Annotated in this window: 15 protein-coding genes and 2 tRNA genes; 10 read left to right on the plus strand and 7 right to left on the minus strand. The window is 60.7% G+C overall.

Annotated elements, in window-relative coordinates:
* Window positions 1-26: 26 nt before the first annotated feature.
* The gene (rutG, locus tag JS46_RS11505; RefSeq protein WP_033751132.1) at window positions 27-1,352 is read left to right on the plus strand and encodes a pyrimidine utilization transport protein G; all 1,326 of its coding nucleotides are present in this window, start codon (window positions 27-29) and stop codon (window positions 1,350-1,352) included.
* Here the strand turns inward: rutG and JS46_RS11510 are convergent, their stop codons facing one another.
* On the minus strand, window positions 1,353-2,261 hold the full coding sequence (locus tag JS46_RS11510; RefSeq protein ID WP_033751134.1) for a DMT family transporter: 909 nt from the start codon (window positions 2,259-2,261) through the stop codon (window positions 1,353-1,355).
* 153 nt (window positions 2,262-2,414) lie between these two features.
* On the opposite strand from JS46_RS11510, the gene wrbA reads away from it, so the two are divergent.
* From wrbA to JS46_RS11525, 3 genes are read left to right on the plus strand one after another with little or no spacing between them, the layout of a single operon-like run.
* The gene (wrbA, locus tag JS46_RS11515; protein WP_033751136.1) at window positions 2,415-3,014 is read left to right on the plus strand and encodes an NAD(P)H:quinone oxidoreductase; all 600 of its coding nucleotides are present in this window, start codon (window positions 2,415-2,417) and stop codon (window positions 3,012-3,014) included.
* A 20-nt stretch (window positions 3,015-3,034) separates the two neighbouring features.
* Window positions 3,035-3,265, plus strand: coding sequence for a YccJ family protein (locus JS46_RS11520; protein WP_033751138.1), 231 nt, complete (start codon window positions 3,035-3,037; stop codon window positions 3,263-3,265).
* Window positions 3,266-3,316: 51 nt separating this feature from the next.
* A complete protein-coding gene (locus tag JS46_RS11525) occupies window positions 3,317-4,690 on the plus strand; it encodes an NAD-dependent succinate-semialdehyde dehydrogenase (RefSeq protein ID WP_033751141.1) in 1,374 nt (457 codons plus the stop codon).
* A 56-nt stretch (window positions 4,691-4,746) separates the two neighbouring features.
* On the opposite strand, the gene agp is transcribed toward JS46_RS11525, so the two are convergent.
* From agp to JS46_RS11540, 3 genes are all read right to left on the minus strand, one after another.
* Complete coding sequence (gene agp, locus JS46_RS11530; protein WP_033751145.1) at window positions 4,747-6,384, minus strand: bifunctional glucose-1-phosphatase/inositol phosphatase; 1,638 nt, start codon at window positions 6,382-6,384, stop codon at window positions 4,747-4,749.
* 236 nt (window positions 6,385-6,620) lie between these two features.
* Window positions 6,621-6,708 (minus strand) — tRNA-Ser (locus JS46_RS11535).
* A 67-nt stretch (window positions 6,709-6,775) separates the two neighbouring features.
* A tRNA-Ser gene (locus JS46_RS11540) sits at window positions 6,776-6,863 on the minus strand.
* Window positions 6,864-7,082: 219 nt separating this feature from the next.
* Between JS46_RS11540 and yccA the strand changes: the two genes are divergently transcribed.
* Window positions 7,083-7,739, plus strand: a complete 657-nt coding sequence (yccA, locus tag JS46_RS11545) for an FtsH protease modulator YccA (RefSeq protein WP_033751148.1) — start codon at window positions 7,083-7,085, stop codon at window positions 7,737-7,739.
* 139 nt (window positions 7,740-7,878) lie between these two features.
* A complete protein-coding gene (gene tusE, locus JS46_RS11550) occupies window positions 7,879-8,205 on the plus strand; it encodes a sulfurtransferase TusE (RefSeq protein ID WP_033751150.1) in 327 nt (108 codons plus the stop codon).
* Here the strand turns inward: tusE and yccX are convergent, their stop codons facing one another.
* Window positions 8,206-8,484, minus strand: a complete 279-nt coding sequence (gene yccX / locus JS46_RS11555; RefSeq protein WP_033751154.1) for an acylphosphatase — start codon at window positions 8,482-8,484, stop codon at window positions 8,206-8,208.
* An 85-nt stretch (window positions 8,485-8,569) separates the two neighbouring features.
* Between yccX and rlmI the strand changes: the two genes are divergently transcribed.
* Both rlmI and hspQ read left to right on the plus strand, forming a co-directional pair.
* The gene (rlmI, locus tag JS46_RS11560; RefSeq protein ID WP_033751157.1) at window positions 8,570-9,760 is read left to right on the plus strand and encodes a 23S rRNA (cytosine(1962)-C(5))-methyltransferase RlmI; all 1,191 of its coding nucleotides are present in this window, start codon (window positions 8,570-8,572) and stop codon (window positions 9,758-9,760) included.
* A gap of 59 nt (window positions 9,761-9,819) precedes the next feature.
* The gene (hspQ, locus tag JS46_RS11565) at window positions 9,820-10,137 is read left to right on the plus strand and encodes a heat shock protein HspQ (protein ID WP_033751160.1); all 318 of its coding nucleotides are present in this window, start codon (window positions 9,820-9,822) and stop codon (window positions 10,135-10,137) included.
* 32 nt (window positions 10,138-10,169) lie between these two features.
* Here hspQ and JS46_RS11570 read toward each other — a convergent pair whose 3' ends face one another.
* Entirely contained in the window at window positions 10,170-10,592 is a 423-nt protein-coding gene (locus JS46_RS11570) for a CoA-binding protein (protein WP_033751163.1), read from the minus strand.
* A 172-nt stretch (window positions 10,593-10,764) separates the two neighbouring features.
* Here JS46_RS11570 and JS46_RS11575 point away from each other — a divergent pair, with 172 nt between their 5' ends.
* Both JS46_RS11575 and mgsA read left to right on the plus strand, forming a co-directional pair.
* Window positions 10,765-11,406, plus strand: a complete 642-nt coding sequence (locus JS46_RS11575) for a DUF2057 family protein (protein ID WP_033751165.1) — start codon at window positions 10,765-10,767, stop codon at window positions 11,404-11,406.
* 68 nt (window positions 11,407-11,474) lie between these two features.
* Window positions 11,475-11,933: a methylglyoxal synthase gene (mgsA, locus tag JS46_RS11580; protein ID WP_033751169.1), complete on the plus strand. Its 459-nt coding sequence runs from the start codon at window positions 11,475-11,477 to the stop codon at window positions 11,931-11,933.
* Here the strand turns inward: mgsA and helD are convergent, their stop codons facing one another.
* Window positions 11,934-13,988: a DNA helicase IV gene (gene helD, locus JS46_RS11585; protein ID WP_033751172.1), complete on the minus strand. Its 2,055-nt coding sequence runs from the start codon at window positions 13,986-13,988 to the stop codon at window positions 11,934-11,936.
* Window positions 13,989-14,099: the final 111 nt, after the last annotated feature.

Here is a 14,099-nt window from a genome sequence, read left to right on the forward strand (position 1 = left end):
TGATACCACTCTTTCTGGAGATAACGATGGCGAGTTCCTGGTTTCCTCAATGGCGTAAAAAGTCGGCGGTATCGGACGGCGGGCTTATCGCCCCGGATGAGACGCTACCGTTTGGACAAACGGCGATCCTCGGCCTGCAGCATGCGGTGGCGATGTTCGGCGCCACCGTGCTGATGCCGCTGCTGATGGGGCTGGATCCCAATCTGGCGATCCTGGTGTCAGGCATCGGCACCCTGCTCTTTTTTGTTATCACCGGCGGACGCGTGCCGAGCTATCTCGGTTCCAGCGCGGCCTTTGTCGGCGTGGTGATCGCCGTAACCGGCTTCAACGGTCAGGGACTCAACCCGCATCTCAGCGTCGCGCTCGGCGGAGTCATCGCCTGCGGCGCGCTCTATATGCTCATCGGCCTGCTGGTGATGAAAGTCGGCACGCGCTGGATCGAACGTCTGATGCCGCCGGTGGTTACCGGCGCCGTGGTAATGGCGATCGGGCTTAACCTCGCGCCCATTGCGGTACACAGCGTGGCGGCCTCCGGCTTCGACAGCTGGATGGCAGTGATGACCGTGCTCGCCATCGGGCTGGTGGCGGTCTTTACGCACGGGATGGTGCAGCGCCTGCTGATTCTGGTGGGGCTGATCGTCGCCTGGGCGATTTACGCGCTGCTGACCAACGTGCTGGGCTTCGGCAAACCGGTCGACTTCAGCGGCGTAGCCCAGGCCGCGTGGTTCGGCATGCCGCAAACCACCGCACCCAGCTTCGATCTTCAGGCGATGGTGATGATCGCGCCGGTGGCGATTATTCTGGTGGCGGAAAACCTCGGCCATCTCAAGGCGGTCGCGGGCATGACCGGCCGCAATCTCGATCCCTGGATGGGACGCGCCTTTGTCGGCGACGGCCTGGCGACCATTCTCTCCGGCTCGATCGGCGGCAGCGGCGTGACCACCTACGCGGAGAATATCGGCGTGATGGCGGTCACCAAAGTTTACTCTACGCTCGCCTTCGTGGCGGCGGCGGTCATTGCGCTAATCCTCGGCTTTTCACCGAAGTTCGGCGCGCTGATCCATGCGATTCCCGCGCCGGTGATCGGCGGCGCCTCGATTGTGGTCTTTGGCCTGATCGCGGTCGCAGGCGCGCGCATCTGGGTGCAGAACCATGTGGACTTCAGCCAGAACGGCAATCTGATTATGGTCGCCACCACCCTGGTGCTGGGCGCGGGCGATTTTTCTCTGAAGATCGGCGGCTTTACCCTGGGCGGCATCGGCACCGCCACCTTCGGCGCGATTTTGCTTAATGCGATTCTGCGCCGACGCGGCGCGGCGCTGGCGGAGCGTCCGGCGCGGCAGCAGGGATGATTATTCGCGCGGCGCCTCGGGCGCCGCTTTTTTTCGCCTGAGCTTCAGCTCGCTGACGATGACGCCGCAAACGATCAGCGCGCCGCCGAGAATGGCCGCCGCAGGCAGTCGCTCTCCGGCGAGACGCCCTACCACGCCCGCCCAGACCGGCTCGCCCGCGTAAATTACCGTGGCGCGCGTCGGCGAGACGCTGCGCTGCGCCCAGTTCATGGTGACCTGAATCAGCGCGCTGGCCGCGCCGAGACCCAGTGCGCTCAGCAGCAGCGTCGGGCTGAGCGCCGGCATCGACTCGCCGTTCGGCGCCATCAGGGCGAAGGCGCACAGCGAAGCGACCGCCAGCTGAATCAGCGTCACGCGGCGCACGTCTACCTGACCGGCGAAACGGCTAATCAGGATGATCTCGGCGGCGATCGCCAGCGTGCTGAGCAAGGTGGCGATTTCGCCCTGGTTAAGGCTGATGCGGCCATCCTGCGGCCCGGCCACCAGCAGCAGGCCGAGAAAAGCGAGCAGTATGCCGCACCACGCCATCACGCCCGGCGGCCGCCGCAGAAACAGCCACTGCAGCAGCGGCACCACCGGCACGTAGAGCGCGGTGAGAAAGGCGGACTGGCTGCTGGAGATGGTCTGCATGCCCCAGGTTTGCAGGCCGTAGCCGCCGGCGATCGACAGGCCGATCAGCGCGCCGGCGATCAGCTCCTGCCGCGTGGTGCCCGCCAGCGCGCGACGAAAGACGCAGGCGAGGATCAGCGCGGCGGTGGCGAAGCGCAGCCCGACAAAAAAGAAGGGACCGGAAAAGGCCATCGCGCGATGCACCACCAGAAAGGTGCCGCCCCAGATCATGGTAATCAAAATCAGCACCAGCTCTTCGCGCGATACGCGCAGCGCCAGCGTGCGGGAAACGTCCGACATAACACACCTTCCGTGATTCAACGGGCGCCATTGTGCGCAGGTCGCGACCTGAATGCAATGCATCAGAAAAACCGCAAATTTTGCGATCTCGCCGCAGGGCCAAAAAGCTCTTCTATACTTCTGCTTAGGTTTTCACATGCTGAGGAGCGCGCAATGGCCCGAATTTTGGTGCTTTATTACTCAATGTACGGACATATCGAAACCATGGCGCATGCGGTAGCGGAAGGCGCGCGTCGCGTTCCGGGCGTCAAAGTCGATATCCGGCGCGTGCCGGAAACCATGGACGCCGAGCGTTTCGCTCAGGTAGGCGGAAAAACCAACCAGGCGGCCCCGGAAGCCACGCCGGACATATTGCCGCAGTACGACGCTATCCTGATCGGCACGCCGACGCGCTTCGGCAATATGTCCGGCCAGATGCGCACCTTCTGGGACCGCACCGGCGGCCTGTGGGCGTCCGGCGCGCTGCACGGCAAGGTCGGCAGCGTCTTTACCTCCACCGGTACCGGCGGCGGCCAGGAGCTGACCATTACCTCGGTCTGGACCACCTTAGCGCACCACGGCATGGTGATCGTGCCGATTGGTTACGGAACGCAAGAGCTGTTCGATATCTCGCAGGTGCGCGGCGGTACGCCTTACGGCGCCACTACGCTGGCGGGAGGCGACGGCTCGCGTCAGCCTACGGAAGCGGAACTGAATATCGCTCGCTATCAGGGCGAACACGTTGCCGGTCTGACGGTAAAACTCAAAGGGTAAGTTTCATTAAGGAGAAAAGTATGTCGAACGATCAAGCGAAAGCACACCACGTGGGCGAATGGGCCACGCTGCGCCACACCTCGCCGGAAATCGCCGAGGCTATTTTCGAAGTGGCTAACTATGACGAAAAGCTGGCGGAGGAGATCTGGCGTCAGCAGGGTAACGACGAAGTGCTGTTTCGCGCCTTTGACAAAACGGAAGCCGACGTGCTGACGTGGGACGATACGCCGGTAGAGCGCAAAAATATCTGATTGCGAGGCGGGATTTCCCGCCTCACCTTTTTTACTGACCAAGGAGAATCTATGTCTTCCTATCAGAGCATTAACCCCGCCAATAATCAGCTGCTGAAAAGCTGGCCTTCTCACGACGCCGCTGCGGTAAGCCACGCGCTGGAAACCGCCGATCGCCTGTTCCACTCGTCGTGGAGCAAAGGGGATATCGCGCCGCGTCTGCAGGTGCTCGCCAGACTGGCTGATTTGATTGAAAGCCGGGTTGACGAGCTGGCCGCCATCGCCAGCAAGGAGATGGGCAAGCTGATTGGTCAGAGCCGTGGAGAAGTGAAAATTTGCGCGCAGATCGCGCGCTACTATGCCGACCATGCGGCAGAGATCCTGAAACCACAGCCCTACCCCAGCGAACTGGGCGAGGCCTGGGTCGAGTATCATCCTATCGGCGTGCTGGTCGCCGTCGAGCCGTGGAACTTCCCTTATTATCAGCTGATGCGCGTGCTGGCGCCTAACCTGGCGCTGGGCAATCCGGTGCTGGCGAAACATGCCAATATCGTGCCGCACTGCGCCGACGTGTTTGCAAAGCTGGTCATCGAAGCGGGCGCGCCGGAAGGCGCCTGGACTAACCTGTTTATCAGCAGCGACCAGGTCGCCGAGCTGATTGCCGACGATCGTGTGCAGGGCGTCGCCCTGACAGGTTCAGAACGCGCCGGCAGCGCCGTGGCGCAGCAGGCGGGCAAATACCTGAAGAAATCGACGCTGGAACTGGGCGGTAACGACGTTTTCGTGGTGCTCGACGACGCCGATATCGACGAGGCGGTGCGTCAGGGCGCGCAGGCGCGGCTCAGCAACTGCGGTCAGGTCTGCACCGCCGCCAAGCGCTTTATTCTGCACGAAAAGATCGCCAGCGCCTTTATCGATAAGTTCAGCGCAGCGCTCAAGGCGGCCCGCCTGGGCGATCCGCTCGACGAGCAGACCACGCTGGGGCCGCTCTCTTCCAAAGATGCGCGCGATCGTCTTGCGAAACAGGTCGACGAGGCGGTGCGTAACGGCGCGACGCTGCTGATCGGCGGCAAACCGGTCGAGGGCGTCGGCTGCTACTTCCAGCCGACGATCCTGACCGACATCCGCCCGGATAATCCTGCCTACTATGAGGAGTTCTTCGGACCGGTGGCGCAGATTTATGTGGTAGGCGACGACAACGCTGCCGTTGCGCTGGCGAACGACTCTCACTACGGCCTGGGCGGCTCGGTCTGGACGCAAGACAGCGCGCGCGGACGCCGACTCGCCTCGGCGATCGAGACCGGCATGGTGTTTATCAACTCGCAGAGCGATACCTCAGCCGAGCTGCCGTTCGGCGGCGTGAAGCGCTCCGGCTATGGCCGCGAGCTGTCGGATCTGGGTATCAAAGAGTTCGCCAACCAGAAGCTGGTGGTGGTCGCAGGCTAATCTGTCTCGCCCATAAAAAAACCCCGCTGCGGCGGGGTTTTTTATTGGTGCGGGGTTTACTGGGTGACGGTCTGTTTCGCATCGCTGTTCTGCGCGGACTCCACCGGCTTCTGCGCTGGCGCGTCGGCAGGTTTATCCGCATCGGCTTTGTCTGCCGCCGCTTTGTCGGCGGCCGCCTTCTCAGCTGCCGCCTTTTGCGCCGCGGCGCGTTCTGCTTTCGCTTTTTCCTCGGCCGCTTTCGCCTTCTCTTCTGCAGCTTTCGCTTCAGCGGCTTTTTGCGCGGCGGCTTTCTCCGCTGCCGCTTTGTCCGCAGCAGCTTTATTAGCGGCGGCTTTATCGGCAGCGGCTTTATCGGCGGCGGCTTTATCGACGGCCGGTTTATTCTCCGCCGGCTTAGCGGCATCGTCTGCGGCAGCCGCAGTCGGCTGCGCGGCCGGCTCCATCGGCGTGCCCTGCAGCGCGCCGTTCAGCGCCTGAGCGAACTGATCCCAGCTGCAGTAGCCGTTGCCGTCGGTCGGACAGCCTTCCAGCTGCAGCGTCACGCGCTTCGGCGGATTCTTCAGGCTCAGCACTTCGCCGTCGCGCAGCTGATCGGCGGTCTGGTAGACATATTCCAGCTTCAGCAGATCTTTATTGTTTTTCGCATCGTGCCAGCGTTCGAACACCAGCTGGCCGCCGATGGGGGTATTTTCCCAGGTGCCCGGCAGTTCATAAGGCTTAACCTGCAGCGCGCTCAGCAGCGAGGCGATATTGGAGTCGTGTCCCACCATCAGGGTGATTTTCGGCGCGTTGGCTTTGTCCTCATCCACCAGCTGGCTGCGGATGTAGTCCACCAGCGGCGCGGCGACTTCGCGCGCGATGTCCGGGCTGGTGAAAAGCGCGTCCTGATAGCCGTTTTTGATCGCCGACAGGGTTTTCCACTGCTCTGGCGTTTTGATCTGGCCCCAGGCGACCTGCTCAAGCGGGAAGCCTTCATAATACTGCAGCGTGAAGGCGTCCATCAGCGAGTTGCCGACCTTCAGCGGGCCGCTTACGTTCGGCTCTTTGCCGTTTTCGGCGCTGAAGACGTTGTCGCCGCTGCTTAAATCGCACTGTTTTTTGTTGTTGCAGGCCGGCGCGGATTTGTAATCGACGATCTTATCCAGCTGCTGCAGCGAAGGCTTCAGCGCCAGCTTTTCGTTTTCCGCCGTCATCGCCGCCAGCGCTTTCTTATTAAAGGCTTCGCTGTCGTCGGTGATCACCGGGTTAAACACCGGATCCATAGTGCCCATGGCGTCCTGATGGGTGACGGCGATATCACAGCCGGGGAACGCGCCGTTAACGAAGAACTGAGCCGTCGCGACGGTGCGCTGCAGGCTGTTGGCGTAGACGAAGACGTTGCTGCTGTCGGGACAGCTGCCGTTCTGCACCAGGCCCTGCTGCGCCAGCCACTGACGCGTGTAGTTGCCCATGTAGACTTCCAGCACGCCGCCTTTGGTGGTGAGCTGTCCGCCCGGCACGCTCCACTGCGGCCAGCTTTTCTTCGTCGACTGTTCCAGCACGCTGCCATTATCGGCCAGCGGCGCGCGCAGGTTGTGGCGGCTAAACATCAGTACCTGTTGCAGCTGCATGTCGCCTTCAGCCGCCTGGGCCGCCATGCCGATCGGCAGCGCGGCCAGCACCGACAGTGCGCAAAGACTCAGTTTCTTGATCATTGTGCCTATTCCATTTATTCAGTAGAGAAACACTCTGGCTATCAACCGATTAGCTCTGATCAGAGCATAGTGGCCCACAGTGTAACCTAAGCTGGCCGCGAAATGCGCCCGATGTTTGCAAAAACGTGAATGGACTATAGCAGAGCAGGCCGAAAGCAGCCTGTAAAGCGCAGTGCGAGCAGAGGTCGAAAGGCAGAAATGCAACAGGCCAGCACATTGTGCTGGCCTGTCTGGTGTGGCGGAGGAAGAGAGATTCGAACTCTCGGATGGTTTCCCATCGGCGGTTTTCAAGACCGCTGCCTTAAGCCGCTCGGCCATCCCTCCGGGGTGATGCTTTTCACATCGGCAAAACGACATTGCCGCATTGCCTGTTCCTGCCTGAGCAGGAAAGTGGCGGAGGAGGAGAGATTCGAACTCTCGGATGGTTTCCCATCGGCGGTTTTCAAGACCGCTGCCTTAAGCCGCTCGGCCACCCCTCCGCAATGAGGCGCACTATAAACATCCCCCCGGAGGATGTAAAGCCTGTACGAATTCATTCGCCTGAAAAACAGCCAAAATGGCGTTATTCGTTGGCGAAATCGCCATTCCGCTCAGAGAAACAGCGATTTATCGCGTAAAGAAGGGTAAAACGCCTTTCCCGTTTTGCCCCCGCTGCGTATTCTCAGCGCAAACCTCGTGTTCTGATAAAGGAGCGCATTATGGACAGAATTATTACCTCGTCTTCACGGACATCGCTGCTCAGCACCCATAAGGTGCTGCGTAACACCTATTTCCTGCTCGGCCTGACGCTGGCGTTTTCCGCCGTAACCGCCACTGCGAGCACCGTGCTGGGCCTGCCTGGTCCGGGACTGATTTTAATGCTGGTCGGTTTTTACGGCCTGATGTTCCTCACCCATAAGCTGGCTGACAGCCCGATGGGGATTTTGGCGGCCTTCGCCTTCACCGGCTTCCTCGGCTACTGCCTTGGTCCGATCCTCAGCTCGTTTTTAGCCGCAGGCATGGGTGACGTGATTGCGCTGGCGTTAGGCGGCACGGCGCTGGTCTTCTTCTGCTGCTCGGCCTATGTGCTGACCACCCGCCGCGACATGTCTTTCCTGGGCGGTATGATGATGGCGGGCTTCGTGGTGTTGCTGGTGGCGGTCGTCGCCAATCTGTTCCTGCAGCTGCCTGCGCTGCACCTGGCGATCAGCGCGCTGTTTATTCTCTTTTCCGCCGGCGCAATCCTGTGGGAAACCAGCAATATTATTCACGGCGGCGAGACCAACTATATTCGCGCCACCGTCAGCCTCTACGTCTCGCTCTACAATATCTTTATCAGCCTGCTGAGCATTCTGGGCTTCGCCCGCAACGACTAATCGCTTCGCAGCGGGTAGCCCTACACAACAGCAAGGCGTCCCGCGACAGCGCTTCCCTGACCCCGCTTCGGCGGGGTTTTGCTTTTTATGACGGCGCAATTTGGTAGAATGCCGCCGGATAACGCAGTCAGGAGCAAACGTGGAATTTAACGGTAAAACCATCGAGGTCGACGGCGAAGGCTATTTGAAGCATCGTGACGACTGGAGCGAGGCGCTGGCAGCACAGATCGCCGATAAAGAAGGCATCGCCATGAGCGAGGCGCACTGGGAAGTGGTGCGTTTCGTGCGCGCGTTCTATCTGGAATACAATACTTCGCCCGCCATCCGCATGCTGGTCAAGGCGATGGCGCAAAAGTACGGCGAAGAGAAAGGCAACAGCCGCTACTTGTTCCGTCTGTTCCCGGACGGCCCGGCGAAACAGGCGACTAAAATCGCTGGCCTGCCTAAACCAGCGAAGTGTCTCTGATCAACCGGTGGTAAAACGGCGCGGCGGCTCGGCGGGTTGATGCGGCTCCATTAATACTTTATCGACACGCGCTCTGCGCGGCCCGCCGGCCTTCAGCCACGCGATAAGCGCGTCGACCTTGTCCGGCTCGCCCCAGGCCAGTACCTCAACGCTGCCGTCATCCAGATTCCGCGCATAACCCAGCACGCCAAGCTGCGACGCCTGCGTTTGAGTACTGTAGCGGAACCCGACGCCCTGCACTCTGCCGTGCACCCATATTTTATAACAGGCTGATGTCATCACTCTCTCCTGCCGCTGCGCGTTGCAATTTTCCGTTATCCGCCGGACAATGGCGCCTCATTTTTTCAGGTAAGCATAGCAAACTATGACCGTTCGATTGATTCTCGCTAAGGGACGTGAAAAATCCCTGCTCCGCCGCCATCCGTGGGTGTTTTCCGGTGCCGTCGCGCGCCTTGAAGGTAAAGCGCAACTGGGTGAAACCGTTGATGTCTGCGACCATAACGGCAAATTTCTCGCGCGCGCGGCTTATTCGCCGCAGTCGCAAATTCGCGCCCGCGTCTGGAGCTGGCAGCAGGACGAATCAATTGATATCGCCTTCTTCGTACGCCGTTTCGAGCTGGCGCGGCAGTGGCGCGACTGGCTGGCGCAGAAAGACGGGCTGGACAGCTATCGTCTGATCGCCGGCGAATCTGACGGCTTGCCTGGCGTCACCATCGATCGCTTCGGCAACTTTCTGGTGCTGCAGCTGCTCTCTGCCGGCGCGGAGTATCAGCGCCCGGCGATTCTCTCCGCGCTGCAGCAGTGCTTTCCCCAGTGCGCCATCTACGATCGTTCCGATGTGGCGGTGCGTAAAAAAGAGGGTCTGGAGCTGACGCAGGGCACGGTAACCGGCGAACTACCGCCGCCGCTGCTGCCGATTACCGAACACGGCATGAAGCTGTTGGTCGATATTCAGGGCGGCCATAAAACCGGCTATTACCTCGACCAGCGCGACAGCCGTCTGGCGACGCGCCGCTATGCGCAGGATGCGCGCGTGCTGAACTGCTTCTCCTATACCGGCGGATTTGCCGTATCGGCGCTGATGGGCGGCTGCCGCGAAGTCATTAGCGTGGATACCTCGCAGGAGGCGCTTGACGTAGCGCGCCAGAACGTCGAGCTCAACGAGCTGGATCTGTCGCGCGCCCAGTTCGTGCGCGACGACGTGTTCAAGCTGCTGCGCCGCTACCGCGACGCCGGCGAGAAGTTCGATCTGATTATCATGGATCCGCCGAAGTTCGTGGAGAACAAAAACCAGCTGGCGGGCGCCTGTCGCGGGTATAAAGATATCAATATGCTGGCGATGCAGCTGCTCAATCCCGGCGGCATCCTGATGACCTTCTCCTGTTCAGGCCTGATGGCGACCGAGCTGTTCCAGAAGATCGTGGCCGACGCCGCGCTGGATGCGGGCCGCGAAGCGCAGTTTATCGAGCAGTTCCGTCAGGCGGCCGATCACCCGGTGATCGCCAGCTATCCTGAGGGTCTTTATCTGAAAGGTTTTGCATGTCGTGTGGTGTGACTTGAAAAAGCGCCTTCTGACGCCATATTGATCAGGAGGCAGTTTTTCTGGAGGTCACTATGATTGCCACTAAATTTGGTATTGGTCAGCAGGTTCGGCACCGCCTTTCGGGCGTGCTGGGCGTAATAGTCGATGTCGATCCCGAATATTCGCTGGATACGCCGAAGCTGGACGAGGTCGGCGCGACCGAAACGCTGCGCCGCGCGCCCTGGTATCACGTGGTAATGGAAGATGAAGAAGGCGATCAGGTGCACACCTATATCGCTGAGATTCAGCTTTCCGGCGAAACCAGTTCGGAACATCCGGAACAGCCGGAGATGGACGAGCTGGCCGCATCGATTCGCCAGCAGCTGCAGGCTCCGCGCCTGCGCCACTGATCGCAGGCGGCATTCCTACGCCGCCTGTGATGCTACTGTTTCTGTCGCGTCACGCCCAGACGCGGAATTTCTATTTTAGGACAGCGATCCATAATCACGGTCAGACCCGCATCCTGCGCCAGCACGGCGGCCTGCTCGTTGATCACGCCCAGCTGTAGCCAGAGGGTATCCGCGCCCGCCGCAATCGCTTCCTGCGCCACGCCCCACGCCGCTTCTGAATTGCGAAACACGTCAACCATATCGATTTTGCCCGGAACCTCTTCCAGCTTCGCGTAGGCCGTCTGGCCCAGCAGCGTCTTCCCGGCCAGTTTCGGACTCACCGGAATCACCTCGTAGCCCTGATCCAGCAGATATTTCATCACGCCGTAGCTCGGTCGGTCTGGACGATCGCTGGCGCCTACCAGTGCAATGCGCTGAGTGCGCGTCAACACGTCGCGAATCGTTTGATCGTTCATTTTTTTCTCCTTGTTTCAGAGCATTAAATGTAGCGTCGCCTGTTAAGCGCGCCGCTTTCCAGAAAGCGGAATTTTGCACTGGCGCACAGAAATATATGTTCAAATGTAAATTTACTGCCATAATGTAAGAATTTGCTACACACAAAACTTTGCGCCCTATTCTGGAGTCTACATGAAACTCTCTCTGGTCGTGACGGGGTTGACTGTTCTCCTCGTCTCGGCAACCTGTCAGGCCATCACGCTGAAGCTTGATCCGCAGATCGATCTGCTGGTGCTGGACGGGCGCAAAATTTCCGGTTCGCTGCTGAAAGGCGCCGACAGTCTTGAGCTGGAGCGCGGGCAGCATCAGTTTCTCTTCCGCGTCGAACAGCTGCGCGACGCGCGCAAAGACGCGTCGCTGCGCTATCAGTCTGCGCCGATGATCGTCACCTTCAACGCCCAGGTCAAAACCATCACCATCCGCCTGCCCGCGCTGGAAAATCGCCGCGAGCGCCATCACTTCGATCGCACGCTCAATTTTCAGCTGGTCGACGAACATGGCAAAGAGATCGATATTCGGCGCGATCGTCTGCCGCTCTCTGCGGAAAGCGATATGGAAAAGGCGATGATCCTCTATAACCGCAACGGCCAGGTCGCCTCCGTACCCCATTTCGCCGCCGTGCGCGACGGCGCGGCAAACCTGCCGCCCGTCGAGGCGGAATTCGTCTGGATAGACGAAGCGCAGTCGCCCGCGATTAAGCGCTGGTTTCATCGCTTTGATCAGGCGACCCGCCAGCAGTTTATGTCGCTGGTCAAATTGTTAAGGACAAGTTGATAGGCGGGAAAGACGCAGGGTAAACTCGTGCCACTCTTCTTCGCACGCGACTTCACCAGGACGTCTTTATGGAACAGACCACCCGCACGCTTGGCCTTAGCAAACATATCGCGCTGGTTGCGCACGACCACTGCAAGGCCTCGCTGCTCGACTGGGTAAAACAGAACCAGCCCACGCTTGAACCCCACACGCTTTACGCCACCGGCACCACCGGCAATCTGATTAATCGCCATACCGGACTGAACGTGAACGCAATGCTGAGCGGCCCGATGGGCGGCGATCAGCAGGTGGGCGCGCTGATCGCGGAAGGCAAAATCGACGTGCTGATCTTTTTCTGGGATCCCCTTAACGCGGTGCCGCACGATCCCGATGTTAAGGCGCTGCTGCGCCTCGCCACCGTCTGGAACATTCCGGTTGCTACCAACCGCGCCACGGCCAACTTTATTATTCAGTCGCCGCTGTTTGCCCAGTCGGTAGAGATCGCCATCCCCGATTATCAGCGCTATCTGCAGGCGCGCCTGAGCTAATCAGGCTTTACGCAGCAGCGGCACGCCGAGCTGACGAAACGCCTCGACAAAGCGCGAAGGCTGTTCGCGATCGTAGAGCATCCATACCTGCTGGCGCGCGCGCGTTAACGCCACATAGGCCAGACGCCGCTCCTCCGCATCCGGAAAATCCTCCGGCTGCGGCAGTAGTCCCTGCTCGATCACCGATTCGCGCGCCTCGGCGGGAAAGCCCTCTTTTCCCGCCTGCAATCCCAGCAGAATAACAAAATCCGCTTCCTGTCCTTTACTGGCGTGAATGGTCATAAAGTCGAGGTTGAGCTTCGGCCAGCGGGTTTTGGCTTTATCCAGCACATCCGGGCGCAGATGGTGATAGCGCGCCAGCAGCAGCACGCGCTCATCAGGTTTCACGTAGCCGCTCAGCTTGTTCAGCAGCGGCTCCAGCTGCTCCTGCGGCAGCAGGCCGGCGGCTTTTTTGCTGCCTTTGATCAGGCTGTTGAGCGGCTTGCGCAGCTGGTGCGGGTTCTGCTGGACAAAGCGGTTAGCGATATCGCCAATGCGATCGTTAAAGCGATAGGTGGTATCCAGCACGCAGCGATCGCCGTCGCCGAAGTAGTGATGAAAGGCGGTGGTCAGCGTCATCTCTGCGCCGGTGAAGCGATAGATCGCCTGCCAGTCGTCGCCCACGGCGAACAGCGTGGCGCGCTTGTTCTGCTGGCGCAGCGCCGCGAGCAGGGCGGCGCGCTGCGGCGAAATATCCTGAAATTCGTCTACCAGAATATGCTTCCACGGGCTGATAAAGCGTCCTTTGTCGAGGATCGCTACGGCCTGATGGATCAGCCCGGAAAAATCGACCGCGCCCTTCTCTTTCAGCGCGCTTTTCCAGGCTTTCAGCAGCGGCGCCATCAGCTTCACTCGCTTGCTGAACAGCTCGCGCACCTCTTCCGGCGCGTCAGCGATCATCGCCGCCTGCGCGCCGCCGTGCATGCGCATCAGTCCCAGCCAGCGTTCGAGGCGCGACGCCAGCCGTTTCGCCAGCCGATCGTCCTGCCAGAAGTGCCCTTCAGGCAGCTCCCACTCCAGCTCATCGCGCAGCCACTGACGCCAGCCGTTCGCCTGCGCCTTCTTCTCGTCGCACTGCTGTCGCCAGGTGTCGATAAGCAGCGCGTGACGCGCCGCGGTATCGCTCTCCAGCTTGCTGACGATCGGCTGCTTATTGCTGCCTTCACGGATAATGTGCAGCGCCAGCGCGTGAAAGGTGCGCGCCTGAATGTCGGCGACGCCCAGCCGCGACTGAATGCGGTCGTTCATCTCTTCCGCCGCCTGACGCCCAAACGCCAGCAGCAGAATCTGCTCGGGCGCGGCCAGCTTGCGCCGCAGCAGCCAGCCCGCCCGCGCCACCAGCACCGAGGTTTTGCCGCTGCCTGCGCCCGCGAGCACCAGCACCGCATCCTCGCCGTTCACCACCGCTTCGCTCTGCGACACGTTGAGCGGCGAAGATTCCACCGAGGCGAAAAAGTCGTGATGCGCGCTGAGCATGCGCGCCGTCCAGTCGCGGTTGCGCTGGCGCAGCGCCGCGTCGCCCTGCTCCAGCCAGCGCTGGCAAAGCAGGTAAGGCTCGCGGCAGTCGCTAAACGTCTCCAGGCGCGCCAGCGGCAGCGGCAGCGCGGCGAACTGTTTTTCGATGGTGGCGCGCAGCGCCTGCAGCTCGCTGCGCCTGATCCAGCGATCCTGCTCGCCGAAGCGCGCGATCTCCTGCCTGAGTTCGTCTAGCACCCCGGCGCAGATCGCGCTCATCTCGGCGCTCCACGCCTGCCAGGCCTGCAGCAGATAGTGGTAGAAGCGCTGCGTCTCCTGCCATTCGGTGCCGTGCAGCCGCACGACTTTGTCGTCAGGGAGTAAAAATTCCAGCTCGCCCCAGACCATGCCGCGCTTGCAGCTGATATTGAGCAGCTCGTTGAAAGGAATCAGGTATTCGTGCCGGTCGCCGCTTACTTCCACCCCAGCCGCCAGCAGGCGTACCCGGTTATAGGGATGCTGGGCAAGCCGTTTGCCCATCGATGTCGCTTTGAGTTCCATGTCCACACCGTCGAACCTGGGAAAAGAATATCGGGAGTTTACCTGTCAGACTCTTGGCGCTCCAGCCTTAAAACAGGCTAAACTTGGCGGCACATCTTGCGGAAAGCAAAA

Source organism: Pantoea sp. NGS-ED-1003 (genome assembly GCF_000738765.1).
Lineage (GTDB): Bacteria > Pseudomonadota > Gammaproteobacteria > Enterobacterales > Enterobacteriaceae > Pantoea > Pantoea septica.